At 71.6% G+C, this 17,390-nt stretch carries 15 protein-coding genes; 10 read left to right on the forward strand and 5 right to left on the reverse strand.

Annotated elements, in window-relative coordinates; translation table 11 throughout:
* Window positions 1-112 precede the first annotated feature (112 nt).
* From JQN72_RS12900 to JQN72_RS12910, 3 genes are all read left to right on the forward strand, one after another.
* Window positions 113-997 carry a L,D-transpeptidase family protein gene (locus JQN72_RS12900; RefSeq protein WP_204135530.1) on the forward strand — a complete coding sequence of 295 codons (885 nt, stop codon included), beginning with the start codon at window positions 113-115 and terminating at the stop codon, window positions 995-997.
* Window positions 998-1,360: 363 nt separating this feature from the next.
* Entirely contained in the window at window positions 1,361-2,527 is a 1,167-nt protein-coding gene (locus JQN72_RS12905) for a ThiF family adenylyltransferase (RefSeq protein WP_307812658.1), read from the forward strand.
* A gap of 175 nt (window positions 2,528-2,702) precedes the next feature.
* Entirely contained in the window at window positions 2,703-3,920 is a 1,218-nt protein-coding gene (locus JQN72_RS12910) for a hypothetical protein (RefSeq protein ID WP_204135532.1), read from the forward strand.
* Between the two features lie 26 nt (window positions 3,921-3,946).
* Here JQN72_RS12910 and JQN72_RS12915 read toward each other — a convergent pair whose 3' ends face one another.
* Together JQN72_RS12915 and JQN72_RS12920 are read right to left on the reverse strand one after the other, a co-directional pair.
* Window positions 3,947-4,990 carry a Gfo/Idh/MocA family protein gene (locus tag JQN72_RS12915; protein ID WP_204135533.1) on the reverse strand — a complete coding sequence of 348 codons (1,044 nt, stop codon included), beginning with the start codon at window positions 4,988-4,990 and terminating at the stop codon, window positions 3,947-3,949.
* Between the two features lie 42 nt (window positions 4,991-5,032).
* A complete protein-coding gene (locus tag JQN72_RS12920) occupies window positions 5,033-5,635 on the reverse strand; it encodes an RIO1 family regulatory kinase/ATPase (RefSeq protein WP_239100599.1) in 603 nt (200 codons plus the stop codon).
* Between the two features lie 516 nt (window positions 5,636-6,151).
* Between JQN72_RS12920 and JQN72_RS12925 the strand changes: the two genes are divergently transcribed.
* From JQN72_RS12925 to JQN72_RS12935, 3 genes are all read left to right on the forward strand, one after another.
* Window positions 6,152-7,348: an acyl-CoA dehydrogenase family protein gene (locus JQN72_RS12925; RefSeq protein ID WP_204135534.1), complete on the forward strand. Its 1,197-nt coding sequence runs from the start codon at window positions 6,152-6,154 to the stop codon at window positions 7,346-7,348.
* Between the two features lie 74 nt (window positions 7,349-7,422).
* Entirely contained in the window at window positions 7,423-7,980 is a 558-nt protein-coding gene (locus tag JQN72_RS12930; RefSeq protein WP_204135535.1) for a general stress protein, read from the forward strand.
* Between the two features lie 34 nt (window positions 7,981-8,014).
* The gene (locus JQN72_RS12935) at window positions 8,015-8,782 is read left to right on the forward strand and encodes a PIG-L deacetylase family protein (RefSeq protein ID WP_204135536.1); all 768 of its coding nucleotides are present in this window, start codon (window positions 8,015-8,017) and stop codon (window positions 8,780-8,782) included.
* A 9-nt stretch (window positions 8,783-8,791) separates the two neighbouring features.
* Here JQN72_RS12935 and JQN72_RS12940 read toward each other — a convergent pair whose 3' ends face one another.
* Both JQN72_RS12940 and JQN72_RS12945 read right to left on the reverse strand, forming a co-directional pair.
* Window positions 8,792-9,598 carry a thioesterase family protein gene (locus JQN72_RS12940; protein ID WP_204135537.1) on the reverse strand — a complete coding sequence of 269 codons (807 nt, stop codon included), beginning with the start codon at window positions 9,596-9,598 and terminating at the stop codon, window positions 8,792-8,794.
* A 77-nt stretch (window positions 9,599-9,675) separates the two neighbouring features.
* Window positions 9,676-11,166: an aminopeptidase P family protein gene (locus JQN72_RS12945; RefSeq protein ID WP_204135538.1), complete on the reverse strand. Its 1,491-nt coding sequence runs from the start codon at window positions 11,164-11,166 to the stop codon at window positions 9,676-9,678.
* 643 nt (window positions 11,167-11,809) lie between these two features.
* On the opposite strand from JQN72_RS12945, the gene JQN72_RS12950 reads away from it, so the two are divergent.
* Window positions 11,810-12,850 carry a DUF2332 domain-containing protein gene (locus JQN72_RS12950; RefSeq protein ID WP_204135539.1) on the forward strand — a complete coding sequence of 347 codons (1,041 nt, stop codon included), beginning with the start codon at window positions 11,810-11,812 and terminating at the stop codon, window positions 12,848-12,850.
* Window positions 12,851-13,012: 162 nt separating this feature from the next.
* On the opposite strand, the gene JQN72_RS12955 is transcribed toward JQN72_RS12950, so the two are convergent.
* Complete coding sequence (locus tag JQN72_RS12955) at window positions 13,013-13,753, reverse strand: GntR family transcriptional regulator (protein WP_204135540.1); 741 nt, start codon at window positions 13,751-13,753, stop codon at window positions 13,013-13,015.
* 118 nt (window positions 13,754-13,871) lie between these two features.
* Between JQN72_RS12955 and JQN72_RS12960 the strand changes: the two genes are divergently transcribed.
* The 3 genes from JQN72_RS12960 to JQN72_RS12970 are packed head-to-tail and all read left to right on the forward strand — an operon-like array spanning window position 13,872 to window position 17,379.
* Window positions 13,872-15,239, forward strand: coding sequence for an MFS transporter (locus JQN72_RS12960; protein WP_204135541.1), 1,368 nt, complete (start codon window positions 13,872-13,874; stop codon window positions 15,237-15,239).
* Window positions 15,236-16,288, forward strand: coding sequence for a phosphoglycerate dehydrogenase (locus JQN72_RS12965; protein ID WP_204135542.1), 1,053 nt, complete (start codon window positions 15,236-15,238; stop codon window positions 16,286-16,288). The genes JQN72_RS12960 and JQN72_RS12965 overlap by 4 nt, the downstream gene beginning before the upstream one ends.
* Window positions 16,285-17,379 carry a tartrate dehydrogenase gene (locus JQN72_RS12970; RefSeq protein WP_204135543.1) on the forward strand — a complete coding sequence of 365 codons (1,095 nt, stop codon included), beginning with the start codon at window positions 16,285-16,287 and terminating at the stop codon, window positions 17,377-17,379. The genes JQN72_RS12965 and JQN72_RS12970 overlap by 4 nt, the downstream gene beginning before the upstream one ends.
* The last annotated feature ends 11 nt before the right edge of the window (window positions 17,380-17,390 follow it).

Below are 17,390 nucleotides of genomic sequence, written 5' to 3' on the forward strand. Positions count from 1 at the left end.
GCACGGCGGGGTAACGAAAGGGTCACGGGCGCGCGGGTCGGGCAACCCCGCGCGTGATGAAGGCGTCTTCTGGGTAGCACGGACGTGCTCGACGACCGGAAGTGAAGGTGCCATGAGGACGACACACCGCGCAGCCGCTGTGGCCGCGTCGGCCCTGGCCGTGACCACCGTCCTCGGTGGCTGCGCCCAGCTCGACCAGTGGACGGGGGCGAGCGCCGCCGCCGAGCCACCGACGCCCACTGCCACCCCCACCGGGACCCCGCGGCCTTCCGAGAGCTCGCCGTCGGCGAGCCCGAGCCCGTCGTCCTCACCCTCTCCGTCCGAGACCCCGAGCGCCACCCCTACCGCGACCCCCACCGCGTCGGAGAGCCCGAAGCCCTCGCCCAGCCCGACGCCGAAGCGGACGTCACTGCGGTACGGCGACTCCGGGCCGAAGGTGCGCGAGCTCCAGGAGCGCCTCAGCGGGCTCGGCTACTGGCTCGGCGACGTCGACGGTAAGTTCGGCTCCTTGACCCAGCAGGCCGTCTTCGCGCTGCAGAAGTCCGCCGGGCTGTCCCGCGACGGCGTCGTCGGCCCGAAGACCCGCAAGGCCCTCGCCGCCGGCGCCCGGCCGAGCCCGAAGCTCGAGGGGAACGGCGTCGAGGTCGACATCGACCGTCAGATCATCATGGTCGTCCGCGGCGGCAAGGCGGCGACCGTCATCAACACCTCCACCGGCAACGGCGAGCCGTATACCTCCTCGGCCGGACGGCCGGCGCGGGCCGTCACCCCCAAGGGCAGCTTCGAGGTCGTCCGGCAGGTCGACGGCCCGGACGACAGCGAGCTCGGCAAGCTGTGGCGGCCGAAGTACTTCTACCGCGGCTGGGCGGTGCACGGGTCGCCGAACATCCCGCCGTACCCGGCCTCGCACGGCTGTGCCCGGGTGAGCAACGCGGCGATGAACATGTTCTGGTCCAGCGGCGTGATGAAGATCGGCACCCCGGTCCTCGTCCACTGACGGGCGCCGGAGGGCCTCCGGGCCCATGGGCTCAGCCGCCCGGACGTCGTGATGCGGGGACGCGAGGACTGCCGGATGGGAGCGTCTTCGACGGCGAGCGGCTCGACGAGGAGTGTCGGCAGATCATCGTGGACCAGCCGGTCGGCCGCTACCTGCTCGCCGTCACCGAGTTCCAGATGAAGGTCGTCGACCGCGAGGCGGTCTTGCTCGAGGGGCCGATCCGGGAGACGACTACTGCCCAGGGCGGGCCGTCCGCAGTCCGGATGCAGGTTGTTGCAGTCTGCTTGGTGGGCCGTCGGATGCAGAGGCAGCATCTCTGCAGGGGTGCCGTGGGGCACCGCCCGGCGGGGAGGAGCAGGGAGGGTGCGACCACAGTTGAAGGACGTCGTCTGGGAACGCACGGACGACGAGCTCACGCTCGTCTTCGACCGGCGCTCGCCACTCGTCGTCACCGATGTCGACGGTCGGATGGAGATGCTCCTGGGGCTGCTGCGGCTCGGAGGACTCACGGTCGACGAGCTCGCCGCGCGGCTCTCGCAGGAGGGCCCTGCGGTGCCGCCGTCGGACGTCGCCGACATCGTGGCGACCCTCGACGGCCACCGGCTGGTCGAGGACGGCGAACGGCTCGGCCGGTACCGGGGCGATCTGGGTGAGCGGCACTACTCGAACCTCGCGTTCTTCGAGACCTTCGCGACGCTGGCGCGCTCGCACGAGGATCTCCTCGACGCGGCGCGCGGCGCCCATGTGCTCGTGCTCGGGACCGGCGGCCTCAACTCCAACACCGTCCCGCACCTGGCGGGGCTGGGGGTCGGCCGCCTGACCCTCGCCGACCGTGACCTCGTCGAGGCCAGGAACTTCGCCAGGCAGTACCTCTACTCGTGGCGCGATCTCGGGCGGTCCAAGGTGGAGGCGGCCGGTGCGTGGGTCGAGCGCTTCGACCCCGACCTCGACGTGGCGACCCACGAGCTCGACGTACGAGGTCCCTCCGACGTCGCCCGTCTCGTCGACGAGACGGCTCCGGACGTCGTCATGTCGGGCATCGACTCGCCGCGGGAGGTCGACCTGTGGGTGAACGAGGTCTGCGTCCCGCGTGGCGTCCCGTTCGTCCGCGGGGGGATGGGCGTCTCGGCGGCCGGAGTCTGGTCCGTCGTGCCGGGGGTGAGTGCGTGCCGGATGTGCCTCGAGCTGGCGGACCCCACCCACGGCGAGTCCGACTTCTCGCCCGGGAGCGACGACGCGCACACGAGAACCGCTCGCAGGATCTTCGAGGCCAAACCCCGCGTCAACCGGGGGATCGGGGCGGTCGCGGGGCTCCTGGGCTCGTACGCGGCGTTCGAGGTGATCCGCCTGCTCACCGGCTTCCAGGAGCCGCAGTACTCCGGCTCCCTGCTCACCATCGACCTGGTCGACGGATGTTCCACCACGGTTCGGCGCTGGGAGCGGCACACCGACTGCCCGGTCTGCCGGGCCTTCGGCCCGCTCGACCGCCGGACGACCTCCAGCACGTCGCGACGGCCGGTGGCCGTCTGACGCCCTGCCGCGACGACCGAGAGGAGGTGCCCCATGAAGATCGAGATCCGTGAGGTGGAGAACACCCGCCTGACCGTCTGGGTCCCCGAAGAGGACAGCTGACCCGGTCACGTCCGACCAGGTGGGCCGGGGCCGGAAGGTCAGGTCCCGGTCCACCACCCGAGAGGAGGCTTCTGTGGACGAGACGACGGAGACCACGTCCTCCGAGCCGCTCGCCGTGGGCCACGGCCTGCGGCGGCTCGTCGTGGCGGACGAGGACGACGGCTGCGTCCTCGGCCGGCCTGACCTCGGCCGCTATGTCACCGTGCCTCCCGCCGGCGGCGCGTTCGTGCGGTCGCTGCAGGACCACGGTGACCTCGTGCGCGCCACCCGCGCAGCCACCGAGGTCGCGGGTGAGGAGGTGGACGGTGAAGACTTCGTCCGGGCGCTCGCCGGGATGGGCCTGCTCACCGATCCGGAGGTCGACGAGACCCGGACGCGGCCACTGGTCACCCCCGGCGTCGCCGGCGTCTTCTTCGGCCGGGTCGCGTGGTGTGTCTACGCCGTTGCTGTCCTCGGCTCGCTCCTCGCGATCCTGTCGACGCCCGCCCTACGGCCCGGGTACTCGGACGTGTGGTTCCTTCGCGACAAGGCACTGTCGTCACTGGTCGTCGGGCTCGTCGGTATCGCGCTCGCGGGGGTCCACGAGCTGTGGCACTGGCTCGCGGGACGGGCAGAGGGGCTGTCCGGGCGGTTCCGGGTCAGTCGACGTGGTGTGTTCCTCGTGTTCGAGACCGACCTCACCGAGGTCGTCACCATGCCACGGGCTCGACGCCACGGCATCTACCTGGCCGGTATGGCGGTCGACTCCGTCATCCTCGCCATGGCCCTCCTCGTGGAGTGGCTCGCGCTCTCGGGGAGTGGCGGGCTCCCCGCCGGGGTCGGCCGGTTCGCGGCCGCCGTGGCCTTCATCAAGGTCGTCGGCATCGGACAGCAGTGGGCCATGGTCTTCCTCCGCAGCGACGTCTACGCGCTGCTCGCCAACCTGCTCGGTTGCCACAACCTCTACCGCGCCACCTGGCTGACGACCAAGAGGCGAACCGTCGGTCTCACCACCCCCGAGAGCGACGAGCTCGCCCGGATCGGCGAGCACGACCGGGCGGTCGCAGCGTGGTTCGGCTGGGTCCATCTCAGCGGTCTTGTCGCCGTGGCGGCCATGGTCGTCTTCTGGGTCGTCCCCTACCTCGCGGGCATGGTGCGGTGGCTGGTGCCGGTACTCGCCCGTGGCGATGTCGGGTCAGGTCAGTTCTGGACGGCCGCCGGTCTGCTGACCCTGACCGCCGTCACCTGGCTCACGCCGGTGGTCGTCGCGGTGCGGGAACGTCGTCTGCGCCTCGCGGGTCGCCTGCTCTAGGTAGCGGCTGAGCGTGAGGCCGGATGTCACTCGCCGGGGTAGACGACGCCGACCTGGCGGCGCACCTCGTCCATGACCGCCATGACCCGGCGGGTGGCCTCCCACGGCACCGACCACGCCTCCGTGCGGGCCTCGGCCAGGGCACGGGCGACCTCCGCGGCCTGGAACCGGAAGCCGTGCTCCGAGGTCTCCGGGACCCACTCGTCGAGCAGGTCCCCATCGGGCGACACGAGTCGGACGACCGAGCCCGCGGCGTAGAAGTGGCCGGGGCCGGTCAGCTCGACCCGGCCCGCCGTGCCGGCGACCAGCGCGTCGCAGGGGGTGGCCGCCGCCATCGTGCTCGTCATCCGGGCCAGCGCCGACCCGACCCGGCCGGTGACCCCGACGGTGACGTCGACGCCCTGGTCGCTCAGCGTGCCGCGCGCCGCGACGTCGTCGAGCTCGCCGAGCAGGTGGTCGGCGAACGCGATCGGGTACACGCCGAGGTCGAGCAGTGAGCCGCCGGCGAGCGCGGGGTCGGACAGCCGCTGCGGGCCGTCCGGCCAGAGCAGCTGGCCGTGGTCGGCCTGGACGAGGACGACGTCCCCGATCGTCCCGGCCTCGACGGTGCGGCGGACGATGTCGTACTGCGGCATGTAGCGGGCCCACATCGCCTCGGCGGCGAAGAGCCCCGCGTCGCGGGCGGCGGCGAGGACCTCGTCGGTCTCGGCGAGGCTGCGGGCGAAGGCCTTCTCGACGAGCACCGGCTTGCCGGCGCGCAGGGCGAGCAGCGCGTGGTCGCGGTGCTCGCTGTGCGGCGACGAGACGTACACGGCGTCGACGGTGTCGTCCGCGACGAGATCCTCGTAGGAGCCGTGGGAACGCGCCACGCCGTGCCGCCGCGCGTACGCGCTCGCGCGGTCCTTGGAGCGCGACCCGACGGCGACGACCTCGCTGCGGGTCCCCGACCGGACGGCGTTGGCGAAGGTGTTCGCGATGCCACCGGGACCGAGGACACCCCACCGCAGCGGCGGCGCCTCCATCGGGTCCGGGACGGTCGGGGCGGCGAGCGTGGGCGTCGTCCGAGGCATGACCGCGACCCTATCGGCCCACGGGTGGCAGGGCATCGGCGCTCAGAAGCGGCTCGTCGCCTCGGCGACCAGGTCGCCGAGGAGCTCGCCGGCATCGACATCCAGGCCCTTGCGCACGAACCAGGCGGCCATCGTCGTCGCGTCCCGCTCGAGGAAGTCGAAGCCTTGGGGGTTGCCGATGACGTCGACCACCTGCGGCCAGTCGATGAGGACGAGCCGCCCGTCGTCGACGAGCGCGTTGTACGGGCTGAGGTCGCCGTGGGTCCAGCCGTGACGGGCCACGGCGAGCATCGCCGATCGCAGCTGGTCGAAGAGGTCGGCGAGCAGCTCCGGCCCGGGGCGGCACTGGCCGAGCCGCGGCGCGGCGACGGGTGCCGCGCCGTCCGTACGGCCGACGAACTCCATGAGCATCTCCGACTCGTCGAGCTGCACGGGGTAGGGGACCGGGAGGCCGAGCTCCCACAGGCGGCCGAGCGCGTCGAACTCGGCGGCCGCCCACTGGCCGGCGATCAGCTGCTTGCCGAAGCCGGTACGCCGGGCCATCGCGCGGGTCTCGCGGCTCTTGCGCACCCGGCGCCCCTCGAGGTAGCCGGCGTCGCGGTGGAACAGGCGGTGCTCGCCGGAGCGGTAGCGCTTGGCGGCCATCGTCGTGACCTGGTCGGTGCCGGGCAGCCAGCGGCGGACGACGTGGACGTCCGCCTCCTTGCCGGTCTTGAGGACGCCGAGGTCGGCGTCGACCGCGCCGAGCTCGGTGACGACCCATCCGGGGCGGGGGCGTGGCCCGTGGGTGGCGCCGTCCCAGGTGGACCGGCGTCACCCTCGGGCGGAGCGTCAGGGGAGGTGTCGGTGGAGAAGGCTGCCTGCTTCTCCGGCAGGTGGAACGGCGGATGTGCCATCGGAGTGCTCCTGAGCGAAGGGGGTGTGCGGGGCCGAGGTGCGGCCCGGGACGGTCGTGGACATGTCGGCCTCCTCCGTCGCTCGTCGGGCGCGCCGTCGCGTGCTCCGTGGTCGGCCCAGGGTGACGCACCGCGCAGGTCTCGCGCCACCGGTTAACGTCGGAGGGGCGGGTGGCCACGGGCCGCGTGGGAGGCATCACACGGTGGGGGGTCTCACACCCCGAGGCGGTGCCCGCCGCCCGAGCCGCCGGGCATACTCGCAGCCATGTCGCGACTGCAGACCACCGACGGCCTCACCGAGGAGCAGCAGGAGCTGGTCAAGCTCGTCCGCGAGTTCGTCGACGAGCAGATCCTCCCGGTCGCCGGTGCGCTCGAGGCGAAGGACGAGTACCCCACGGACATCGTCGAGGGCATGAAGGAGATGGGGATCTTCGGCCTGATGATCCCGGAGGAGTACGGCGGTCTCGGCGAGAGCCTGCTCACCTACGCGCTCGTCGTCGAGGAGATCGCCCGGGGCTGGATGAGCGTCAGCGGCATCATCAACACCCACTTCATCGTCGCCTACATGGTCCTGCGGCACGGGACCGAGGAGCAGAAGCAGCGGTACCTGCCGCGGATGGCGACCGGCGAGGTGCGCGGGGCGTTCTCGATGTCCGAGCCCGGGCTCGGCTCCGACGTGGCCGCCATCCGTACCAAGGCGGTCAGGGGCGACGACGGGTGGACGGTCGACGGCCAGAAGATGTGGCTGACCAACGGCGGCTCGGCCAACCTCGTGGCGGTCCTCGTCAGGACCGACCTCGGCGAGTCCGGCAGCCCGTACAAGAACATGACGACCTTCCTCGTCGAGAAGGAGCCCGGCTTCGGCGAGACGGCGCAGGGCGTCACCGTGCCCGGGAAGATCGACAAGATGGGCTACAAGGGCGTCGACACGACCGAGCTCGTCTTCACCGGCCACCGCACGAGCGACGAGCAGATCCTGGGGGGCGAGCCCGGCAAGGGCTTCTACCAGATGATGGACGGGGTCGAGGTGGGCCGCGTCAACGTCGCCGCACGGGCCTGCGGCCTCGCCCGCCGCGCCTTCGAGCTGGGCATCGAGTACAGCCAGCAGCGGGAGACGTTCGGCAAGAAGATCGCCGAGCACCAGGGCATCCTCTTCCGGCTCGCCGACATGGCGACGAAGGTCGAGGCGAGCCACCAGATGATGGTCAAGGCGGCCCGGCTCAAGGACGCCGGGAAGCGCAACGACCTCGAGGCCGGGATGGCGAAGTACCTCGCGTCGGAGAACTGCGCCGACGTCGTCGAGCAGTCCTTCCGCATCCACGGCGGCTACGGGTACTCCAAGGAGTACGAGATCGAGCGGCTCTACCGCGAGGCGCCGATGCTGCTCATCGGCGAGGGCACGGCCGAGATCCAGAAGATGATCATCGGCCGCCGGCTGCTCGAGGACTACAAGGCCCGCTGAGCCGGGCGCGGGCGGACGACGCGGGAGCGGGTGCCGTCCAGCCGTGACCCAGGCGGTGGTGGGACACTGGGGTCATGAGCAGCCAGCCGATGCGTCCCGGCCTACGGGCCGCCCTGTCGCTCGAGTACCCGATGAGCCTCGGTGTCCATGACACATACGAGGACGCGCAGGAGGCCGTCGACTACCTGTCCGACCACGAGTTCCCCGTGCAGGACGTCCTCATCGTCGGCACCGACCTCAAGCAGCTCGAGCGGGTCACCGGCCGGCTCACCCAGGGCCGCGTCATCGGGGCGGGCGCCCTCTCGGGAATGTGGCTCGGTCTCTTCGTGGGCGTGATGTTCGCCCTCTTCGACCCGGCCGGCGTCGAGCTGCTCAACATCCTCGCCACGGTCGCCTTCGGGGCGGTCTTCGGCGCGGTCTGGGCCACCGTGGGCTACCGGCTCACGCGGGGCCAGCGAGACTTCACGTCCGTCAGCCAGGTCGTGGCCAACAAGTACGAGGTGCTGTGCGAGCACAAGCACGTCCAGCGCGGCCGTGAGCTGCTCGCCGAGATGGACCCGATGAAGGCCGCCCAGGAGCAGGTGCGCCAGGCCCAGGAGGCCGAGCGCGCCCGCCTCTCCACCGAGCAGTAGGCCCGGTCCGGACCAGCCGGGCTATCGTCGCGGCATGGCCGACGAGCATCCTGCGCTGGAGCCCTTCGACGGGTCGTTCACCTCCGTCCTGTGCGTCGTCGCGCATCCCGACGACATCGAGTACGGCACCGCCGCGGCGGTCCACCGGTGGGTCGGGGAGGGTGCGACGGTGGCCTACCTCCTCCTCACGAGAGGAGAGGCCGGGATCGACACGATGGATCCGGAGCGGGCCGCCGGGGTGCGCGAGAGCGAGGAGCGCGAGAGCGCCCGCCGGGTCGGCGTCGAGACCGTCGAGTTCGCCGGATGGCAGGACGGCGCGGTCGAGTACGGCGTCCCGCTCCGGCGCGAGATCGCGGCGGCCGTCCGGCGGCACCGGCCGGATCTCGTCGTCGGCCAGACGTGGGCGGAGTTCTTCGGGCCGAACATGGCCAACCAGGCCGACCACCGGGCCGTGGGTCTGGCCACCCTCGACGCCGTCGCCGACGCCGGGAACAGGTGGCTGCACCGGGACCTGCTGGACGAGGGGCTCGAGCCGTGGAACGGGGTCACCGTGCTGGCCGTCATGGGGTCGCCCACCCCCACCCACTACCTGGACGTCTCGGGCGAGCCCTTCGAGGCCGCGGTGCACTCGCTCGAGGCCCACGAGGAGTACAACGCCGCGCTCCCGGACGACTTCCCGGCGCCGCGCGACCTGCTGACGATGATCCTGGGCGGCGGGGGAGAGGCGGCCGGGGTCGACAAGGCCTGGACAGCGCAGGTCGTCATCGACCGGCGGCCACCACGCGAGGACGCGAAGGGCTGACCGGACGACTCACGATGACCAGCGGGCCAGCTGGCGGGACTGCACCATGAGCCGACCCTGCGCGTCGTGGACGAGCGCGTCCTCGTCGAGGAAGCCGCCCTCGACGTGCCGGGTACCGGCGACGACGGCGAGCGGCCCGACCCCTGCACGGGCTCGGACATGGGCGGTGAGCTCGACGGTGGGGACCCAGCCGGACCGTCCCAGGGCGTTCCACGCCGCCGGAGGGGTCATGTCACACATGGCGAGCGCGCCCAGCTGGTCGGCCGGCAGGTCGTCGGCGACGGCGCGGATCTCTGCCGTGCCGTCCGGTGCCCCCTCGAGAAACCCGGTGGACGCGAGGTCCATCCGCGTTCCCGACCGGGCGGAGGCGCCCGGGGTCCGCAGACCCGCAGCCTCCTGCTCGGGCGTCGCGTGGACCGGCGCGAACCGAGCGGATGCGGCGTCCCACGGCTGGGTCCGGTGCCAGGTGGGGCCCTCGAAGGACGTGCGGTCACCGACCGAGGCCATGACCGCGAGGACGACGTCCTCGCCCTGGGTCGCGGTCGCCGTCACGGTGGAGAACCGGCGGCTGCCACCGAGCCGGCCCACCGAGAACCGGATGGGTCCGAAGCGCGCCTTGCGCAGGTAGTGCGTCGTGATCGTGAAGACGTCCGGGGCGCCGGTAGCGGTGAGCACGGCGTTCCCCGCGAGGGCGAGGAGGTACCCGCCGTGCGGGATGCCGTAGATGTCCCATCCCTCGTGGACGCGTCCGACGAGCTCGGCGCCGTCGGTCTCGAGCGCCACCGCCTCGTCGAAGGGTGCTGCATCGGTCGTCATGGAGGTCCTCTCCCTGCGGCGGTGGGGTGCGGTGGCGCGCCCGCTCGGAGCGCACGGGCGGACGCGTCGTCGTGGGCTCAGCGAGCGGTGAGACGCTGCACCCAGGCCTCGACGTCGTCGGCGCTGCGGGGCATGGCGTCGGAGAGGTTCTCGCAGCCGTCCTCGGTGACGAGCACGTCGTCCTCGATCCGCACGCCGATGCCGCGGAAGCGCTCGGGGGCCTTGAGGTCGTCGGCCTTGAAGTACAGTCCCGGCTCGACGGTGAGGACCATCCCGGGACGCAGCTCGGCGTCCATGTACTCCTCGCGGGTCGCGAGCGCGCAGTCGTGGACGTCGAGGCCGAGGTGGTGCGACGTGCCGTGGACCATCCAGCGCCGGTGGTACTGGCCGTGCTCCTTGTCGAGGGTGTCCTCGACCGACACGCCCTCGGGCAGCAGGCCCCAGGCATGAAGGTGCTCGGCGATGACCCGGATGGCGGCGTCGTGGACGTCGCTGAACCGGTTGCCCGGGCGCACCGCGGCCATCCCGGCCTCCTGCGCGGCGTACACCGCCTCGTAGACCTCGCGCTGGGCGTCGGTGAAGGTGCCGTCGACCGGGAGGGTGCGGGTGATGTCGGCGGTGTAGAGGCTGTCGACCTCGACCCCGGCGTCGATGAGCACGAGCTCGCCCTCGGTGACGTCGCCGGTGTTCTTGATCCAGTGCAGCGTGTTCGCGTGGTTCCCGGCCGCGCAGATGGCGTCGTAGCCGACGCCGTTGCCCCGGTGGCGCGCGGTGAGCCCGAAGGTGCCCTCGAGCCAGCGTTCCCCGCGGCCGTTCGCGACGGCGTCGGGCAGGGCCGCGACCATCGCCTCGAAGCCCTCGCGCGTCGCCGCGACCGCGGCGCGCATCTGCTCGACCTCGTGCTCGTCCTTCGTCATCCGCGCGTGCGACACCGCGTGGGCCAGGGCGTCGTCGGACCCCGCGAGCGTCTCGCGCTCGGCGCCGTTCGCGACCCGGGCGTCGTCGAGGCGCTCGGTGAGCTCGCGGTCGGCGTCGCGGACGACCCGGACGGTCACCTGCCCGGCGTCCTTCGCCACGGCGTCGACGAGACCGTCGACGTGCCGGGCGGTCACCCCGAGCTCGAGCTCGACGTCCTCGAGGGTCGGACGGGCGCCGACCCAGAACTCCCCGTACCGGGAGTCGGCGAAGAACTCGTCGCTGTCCCGGTCGGCCAACGGGCGGAAGTAGAGCACGGCCTCGTGGCCGCCGTCGTCGAACGGCTCCATGACGAGCACGGCGTCCGGCTCGCGGTCGGCGCCGAGGCCGGTGAGGTACGCGAAGGCGGTGTGCGGCCGGAACACGTAGTCACTGTCGTTGCTGCGCACCTTGAGCCCGCCGGCCGGGACGACGAGCCGCTGCCGCGGGTAGGCCGCGCTGAGCAGTGCCCGCCGGTCGGCGGCGTACCGCGCGGCGGGCGACGGGCCCTGCACGGTGGGGCGGCGCGCGGCCCAGCCCTCGCGGATGAACGCCCGCAGCTCGTCGGTCGTCGACCGCGCCCGGTTGTCGGCCTGCTTCTGCTCCTCACTCACCGTTCCATGCTCCCACGGCCCGGGGCCGCGTCTCTCCGCGGCGCTGACCAGGGGGCTTGCCGATGCTCCGAGGGTGTTGCCAGACTCGCCGGATGGGCAAGCACAGCGCACCGTCCCGCGGTGGCCCGGCTAGGCGCCCTCGCCGCGGTCCCGTGGCCGTCCTCCTCGGCGCATCGGTGGTCACGGCGAGCGCGGTCTTCGCCACGACGCTCATCGACGGCACCCGCGGGGTCCCGCCGAGCGCGCAGGCGCCGCAGGAGACCCCGCGGCCCGCGACGAGCCACGTCCTGTCCGAGCTCCCACGGCCGGACGACCCCAACCGGGCGTCTCGCACGTTACGGCGCACCGCGCCACCGGCACCCGCACCGACCACGGCCCGGGGCGGGCGTCCGCCCGCCCCGCCCACCATCGCCGCGAGACCCACGCCCCGCCCGTCGCCCAGCGGAACGCCCTCGGAGCCGGAACCGGCGCGTCGTGGCGCGACCCCGACCCCGTCCTCCACGCCCTCACCCTCAGCGTCGCCCTCTTCGTCCGCGTCGCCGTCGCCGTCGCCGTCCGGGACGCCGAGCCCGACACCCACCACCTCTCCGACCCCCCTGTCGCTCGCCCACGCGCTCCGGGACCTCGTCGGCGGGGTCGTGCCGTGACGTCGGACCTCACGCTCGCCGACCGCCTCCGCGACCACTTCGGCCACCGGGACCACCTGTACGGCGTCCTGCTCGCCGAGCTCGCCGACGACTGGGACGCCGGAGGGGTGGCGCGCGAGATCTTCGCCGGATGGGAGGACGCCGAGGCCCGCCAGCTCCCGCAGCTGCGCCTCCTCGCGGGGCTCTTCCGGATCGTGCTGCGCGGTGACGCGCCGCAGCTCGAGCCCTTCTACCCCTGCCTCGGTGGCGACACCGACCCGGAGGAGGCCTGGCCCTCCGTGCGCCCGCTCCTCGCCGCGCACGTCGAGGAGCTGCGCGCGTCGCTCACCGAGGCGCCGCAGACGAACGAGCCGGGTCGCGCCGTCGCGCTGCTCGTGGGGCTGTCCGAAGCGGTGCGCCGCACCGGGACGCGGCGGGTCCGCCTTCTCGAGCCGGGTGCGTCCGCCGGGCTCGGGCTGCTCGTCGACCGCTACCGCTTCGAGGGCGAGGGATGGAGCGCCGGGCCCGCGGAGACACCCTTCGTCGTCCGGGGCTGTGGCGCGGAGGGGCTCGTCCCGGAGAGCGTCGAGATCGTGGAGCGGCGTGGCTGCGACCTCGCGCCCGTCGACGCCTCGACCCCCGAGGGGCGTACCTACCTACGGTCGTTCGTCTGGCCCTGGCAGCTCGACCGGCACGCCCGGTTGGACGCCGCGCTCGCCGTCGCCGCGGAGCATCCGGTGACGGTCGACCGGTCGGGGGCGGCCGCCTGGGTGCGCGAGCGGCTCGCCGAGCCTGTCGCCGACGATGTCCTCACCGTCGTCTGGCACTCGGTCACCCGGCTGTACTGGCCGCTCGAGGAGACGCAGGCGATGGAGGCCGCGGTCGCCGAGGCGCGCGAGCGCGTCCCGGTCGCGCACGTCGCGATGGAGCATCCCTGGGTGACGTGGCAGGAGCGCCCGTCCGTGGACGGCGGCCGCACGCCGTCCGTCGAGCTGGACGGCGAGGTGCTCGGGTCCTGCGGCCACCACGGCCCTCCGCTCGTGCTCGCCCCGCGATGACCGACCCGGTGCCGAGCGGGCCGTTCAACCTGGCCCGGTACTGCCTCGGGGCGGCACCGCACCGGCCCCCGCCTGACACCGGGCTCGTCGTCACCCAGGAACAGGAATCGACACCCCGATCTCCTGCCACGGAAGGCACGTGTTGCGTTCACACGCCAGCAATCACCCGCTCACCGGCGGAACCGGGTCGGGGTCGACTCTGTAGGCGAGCAGGTCTCCCAGACCGCCTCGCACGTCCTCGATGACGATGGCTTCGGCCGCGGTCGAATCGCGTGACCGCAGCGCGGAGACGAGAGCTCGGTGACTGGACCACCGATCGAGCCCGAAGGTGGGGTCCTGCGTGGCGCGTTCGATGAGCCTCGCTCGTCGCTCGCCGCGTGGGAAGACGCGCGACTGATCAAGGAGTCGGACGAGAACGGGGTTGGCTGCGCAGGCGTCGACGGCGTCGTTGAAGAGCTGCATCGTGTCGAGCAGCTTGTGCAGTCGCCCTGTGACGTCCTCGCCGGCGCTGTGCCGTTGCTTGATGATGATCAGTTGGTCGTCGGCCTCGTCGAGGATCGCGTCGAGCTGGTCGATCTGAGGGGGGGTTGCGTGTCGTGCGGCGAAGCGCGCGACCATGCCGCGCAGCGCGACCTCGACCTCTGCAAGGTCGGAGATGGCTTCGTCACGGAGTGCGGAGACCTTGACGGTGCGGGGACCCGTTCGATGGAGCAGCCCTTCCTGTTCGAGGCGTCGGATCGCCTCACGTACCGGTGTGGCACTCATCCCCAGCTGGTCGGCGGCAGCGCGCTCGGTGACTTTCTCGCCAGACCTGAGCCCGCCGGTCACGATCGCATCGCGCAAAGAGCGGTAGGCGCTGTCGGCGAGTGTGCGCTCGGTGGTGTCGGTGGCAGGAGAGGACATGCGGTCACCTTACCGCCTGACCATGGCAGGTAATTTTACGACCTCTTGCGAATTTTGCCATAGCAAACTAGTGTGGCCTGCGCCGCGGCGAAGCGGTAGGACGGACGTGGGTGTCGGGATGACCACTGCGGGTACGGAGCACGTCGGCGGGGAGAAGCGTCCGCGGACCGGGCGGGTCACGCTGCTGGTGGCACTTGCGGTGTTCGCCCAGGAGTCGACGTGGAACTTCTACGACAACCAGGTGCCGCCGCTACTCCGTGAGCATCTGGCCAGCGCGGCTCTGGTGGGTCTGTTCATGGGCATGGACAACCTGCTCGGGATCTTCGTGCAGCCCTGGCTGGGGAGCAGGTCGGACAACACGCGGACCAGATGGGGGCGCAGGATTCCATACCTCGTGGTCGGTATGCCGGTGGCCGCTGTGCTGTTCCTCCTCATCCCGCACGCCGCCGCCACGTTGCCGACGCTGATCTTGACGATGTTCTCGTATGCGTTGGTGGCGAACGCGTTCAAGCCGATCGCGGAGGCGCTGCTGCCGGACTTCATCGAGCCGGATCGACGCAGCCGCGCCAACGCGGCGGTGAAGATCGCCTCAGGCCTGACCGTGATCGTCGCAGCGTCGATCAGCCTGCTCGTCGTCGACGAGCATCCCTATCTCGCGTTCGCGATCCCCTCGGGGCTCATGGTCATGGCGGTCGTGGTCTTGGCGAGTCGGCTTCGTGAGACCAGGTCGACCGGCTATCAGACCGCGCTGGCCGATGACTCTGCTTTCGCCGCTCGTGAAGGTGGGCAGAACCTCGGGCAGGGACGACACGCGGGTCCGGTGGGCACACGGGTGCGTGACACCTTGGTCGACATCGTGGGTGACCCGGACCGCAGCCGGTTGTCGATGATGCTGGCCATCTTCGTTTTCGCCGGTGCCTGGTTCTCGAGCCGGTCGTTGATGACGCCGTTCGGGCAGGAGGCGCTTGGTCTGTCCCGCGGTGATGCGGGCGGCCTGACACTGCCGAGCGGTCTCGCCTTTCTGTTGGCCGTGTATCCGGCTGCGCTGCTCGCTGAGCGGTACGGCCGGTTCGTGGTGATCATGGCAGGGATGGGCGTGTTCGCAGGAGCCTTGGTCCTGGGAACCGTGCTGGACAGCTCGACCGGCGTGGTCGTCGCGCTCTGCATCGGCGCGGCCGGTGCCGCGGGATTCATGGTCAACGCGGTCGTCGTGTTGTGGAACCTTGCGCCGAGCGTACGGGTGGTGGGCACCTACTCCGGCTTGTACACCGTGGGCTGGATGAGCGGCGGGTTCCTCGGCCCAGCCCTCGTCGGTGGTCTCGTGGACCTGCTCGGGTGGCGCTGGATGTTGCTCGACATCGCTGCTCTTGCCGTCATCTCCATCGCGATCGTTGCGCGTGTGCGCCGGCACCACCGGCACCCGGACGAGCAGTCCGCGGACGAGCGCTCCGCGAGTGACCGGGTTGCCGAGGAGCGGACCACGTGAGCCGGATCCTGATCACCACCGACTACCTACGTCCTGGCGACGAGGTCGACCGCTACCTCACCGGTCGCGGCCACGAGACCACCCATCTTCCGATGGTGGGCCGGCGTGACCCCGGGGAGCTGGTCGCCGCCTTGCAGGCCGTCGACGGGGCGCTCATCGCCAACGAACCGTTGGACGCCGACGTTCTGGGGCGTGTCCCGGGGTTACGCGCCCTCGTGCGTACCGGAGTGGGTTTCGACTCGGTCGACATCGAGGCCGCGGCAGGTCTGGGCATCACGGTGAGCAACCTTCCGGGAGTCAATGCCAACGCGGTCGCCGAGTACACCCTCGGGCTGTTGCTCGCCGCCGCCCGCCACCTGGTCCAGAGCGCTGTCGGGGTCGCCGCAGGTCGCTGGCCCCGCGAAGACGGACGTGAGCTACGCGGCGCCACCGTCGGGCTGATCGGCTACGGTGCGGCCGCGAAAGCGCTGGTGCCGCTCGTCGAAGCCGTGGGCATGTCGGTGCTCTGCACGACCAACATGCCGATCTCGGATCCGGCGGGGGAGCGGGAGCACCCGAACGTGCGGTTCGTGGAGCTGCCCGAGTTGCTCGCCGAGTCCGACTATGTCTCGATCCACACTGCGCTCACCGCGCGGAGCAGGGGCCTGATCGGCGCCGACGCACTAGCCCTGATGAAGCCGACGGCGATCTTGGTGAACACCGCTCGCGGCGGCATGGTCGACGAGGTCGCTCTGGTGGACGCCGTGCGCTCGGGCCGGATCGCGGGGGCCGCGCTCGACGTGGTCGCCGCCGAACCGCTGCCGGCCGAGAGCCCGCTACGAGGCGTGGACGGCATCGTCGTCTACTCACACATGGCCGGGCAGACCACCGAGGCACGAGCCGCCTCCGGGCTTCGAGGGGCGAAGGAGCTCCTTGCCGCGCTCGCGGGAGAGCCCCGGAACTGCGTGAACGCGCATCTCATCGAGCGACTGCGTGAGCGGCGCCACGAGAGCGTGGATACGCCGGGAACGACAACGAAGACTCCAGACACACCAAGGACTCTCGGATGACCGGCCAGAGCGCATACCGGATCGCGGTGATACCCGGTGACGGGATCGGCATGGAAGTCATCACCCCCACGGTGCGGGTGCTGGACATGCTGGCCGACCGGGGCGGGTTCAGCCTCGACTACGACCACCTCGACTGGTCGTGCCAGCGCTACCTGGCGACCGGCACCATGATGCCCTCCGATGGCCTGGAGCAGATTGCCGGCCACGACGCCATCCTGTTGGGTGCCGTCGGCTGGCCCGGCGTACCCGACCACGTCTCCCTGTGGGGGCTGCTGATCCCGATCCGGCGCCACTTCCGCCAGTACGTCAATCTCCGCCCGATCAAGGTGATGGACGGTCTGCCCGGGCCGCTGCGCGACTCCGGCGGCGTCGACTTCGTGGTCGTCCGTGAGAACGTCGAAGGCGAGTACAGCGAGATCGGCGGCCGGACCAACCGGGGGTTCCCCGACGAGATGGCCGTGCAGGAAGCTGTGTTCACCCGGGCCGGCGTCACCCGCATCGTCGACTACGCCTTCGAGCTGGCCGTGCAACGCGGCAGCACCCTGACGTCGGCGACGAAGTCCAACGGCATCGTCCACACGATGCCCTTCTGGGACGAGATCGTCCGGGAGCGGGCCGCGCTCCATGACATCCCATGGCGGCACGAGCACATCGACGCCCTGGTCGCCAAGCTGGTCCTCCGTCCCCGCGACTTCGACGTCATCGTCGGATCCAACCTCTTCGGCGACATCCTGTCCGACCTCGCCGCCGCGATCGCCGGCAGCATCGGTATCGCCCCTGCGGCCAACCTCAACCCCGAGCGCGAGTTTCCCTCGATGTTCGAACCCGTGCACGGCTCTGCCCCCGACATCGCGGGCCAGGGAATCGCCAACCCCCTCGGATGCCTGTGGGCCGCCGCCATGATGTTGGACCACCTCGGCCAACCGGGCGCAGCGCACGCGCTGATGGTGGGCATCGAGACCACCCTGGCCGAAGGCAGCGTCCGCACCCCCGACCTCGGTGGCGACGCCACCACTGGCGAGCTGACCGACGCCGTCCTCGCCGCCATCCCCACCGTTCACGCCGGGTCGACCCCGACCATCCAACCCTGAAGACCGAAAGC

The sequence above is a fragment of the Phycicoccus sp. CSK15P-2 genome, assembly GCF_016888005.1.
Lineage (GTDB): Bacteria > Actinomycetota > Actinomycetes > Actinomycetales > Dermatophilaceae > Phycicoccus.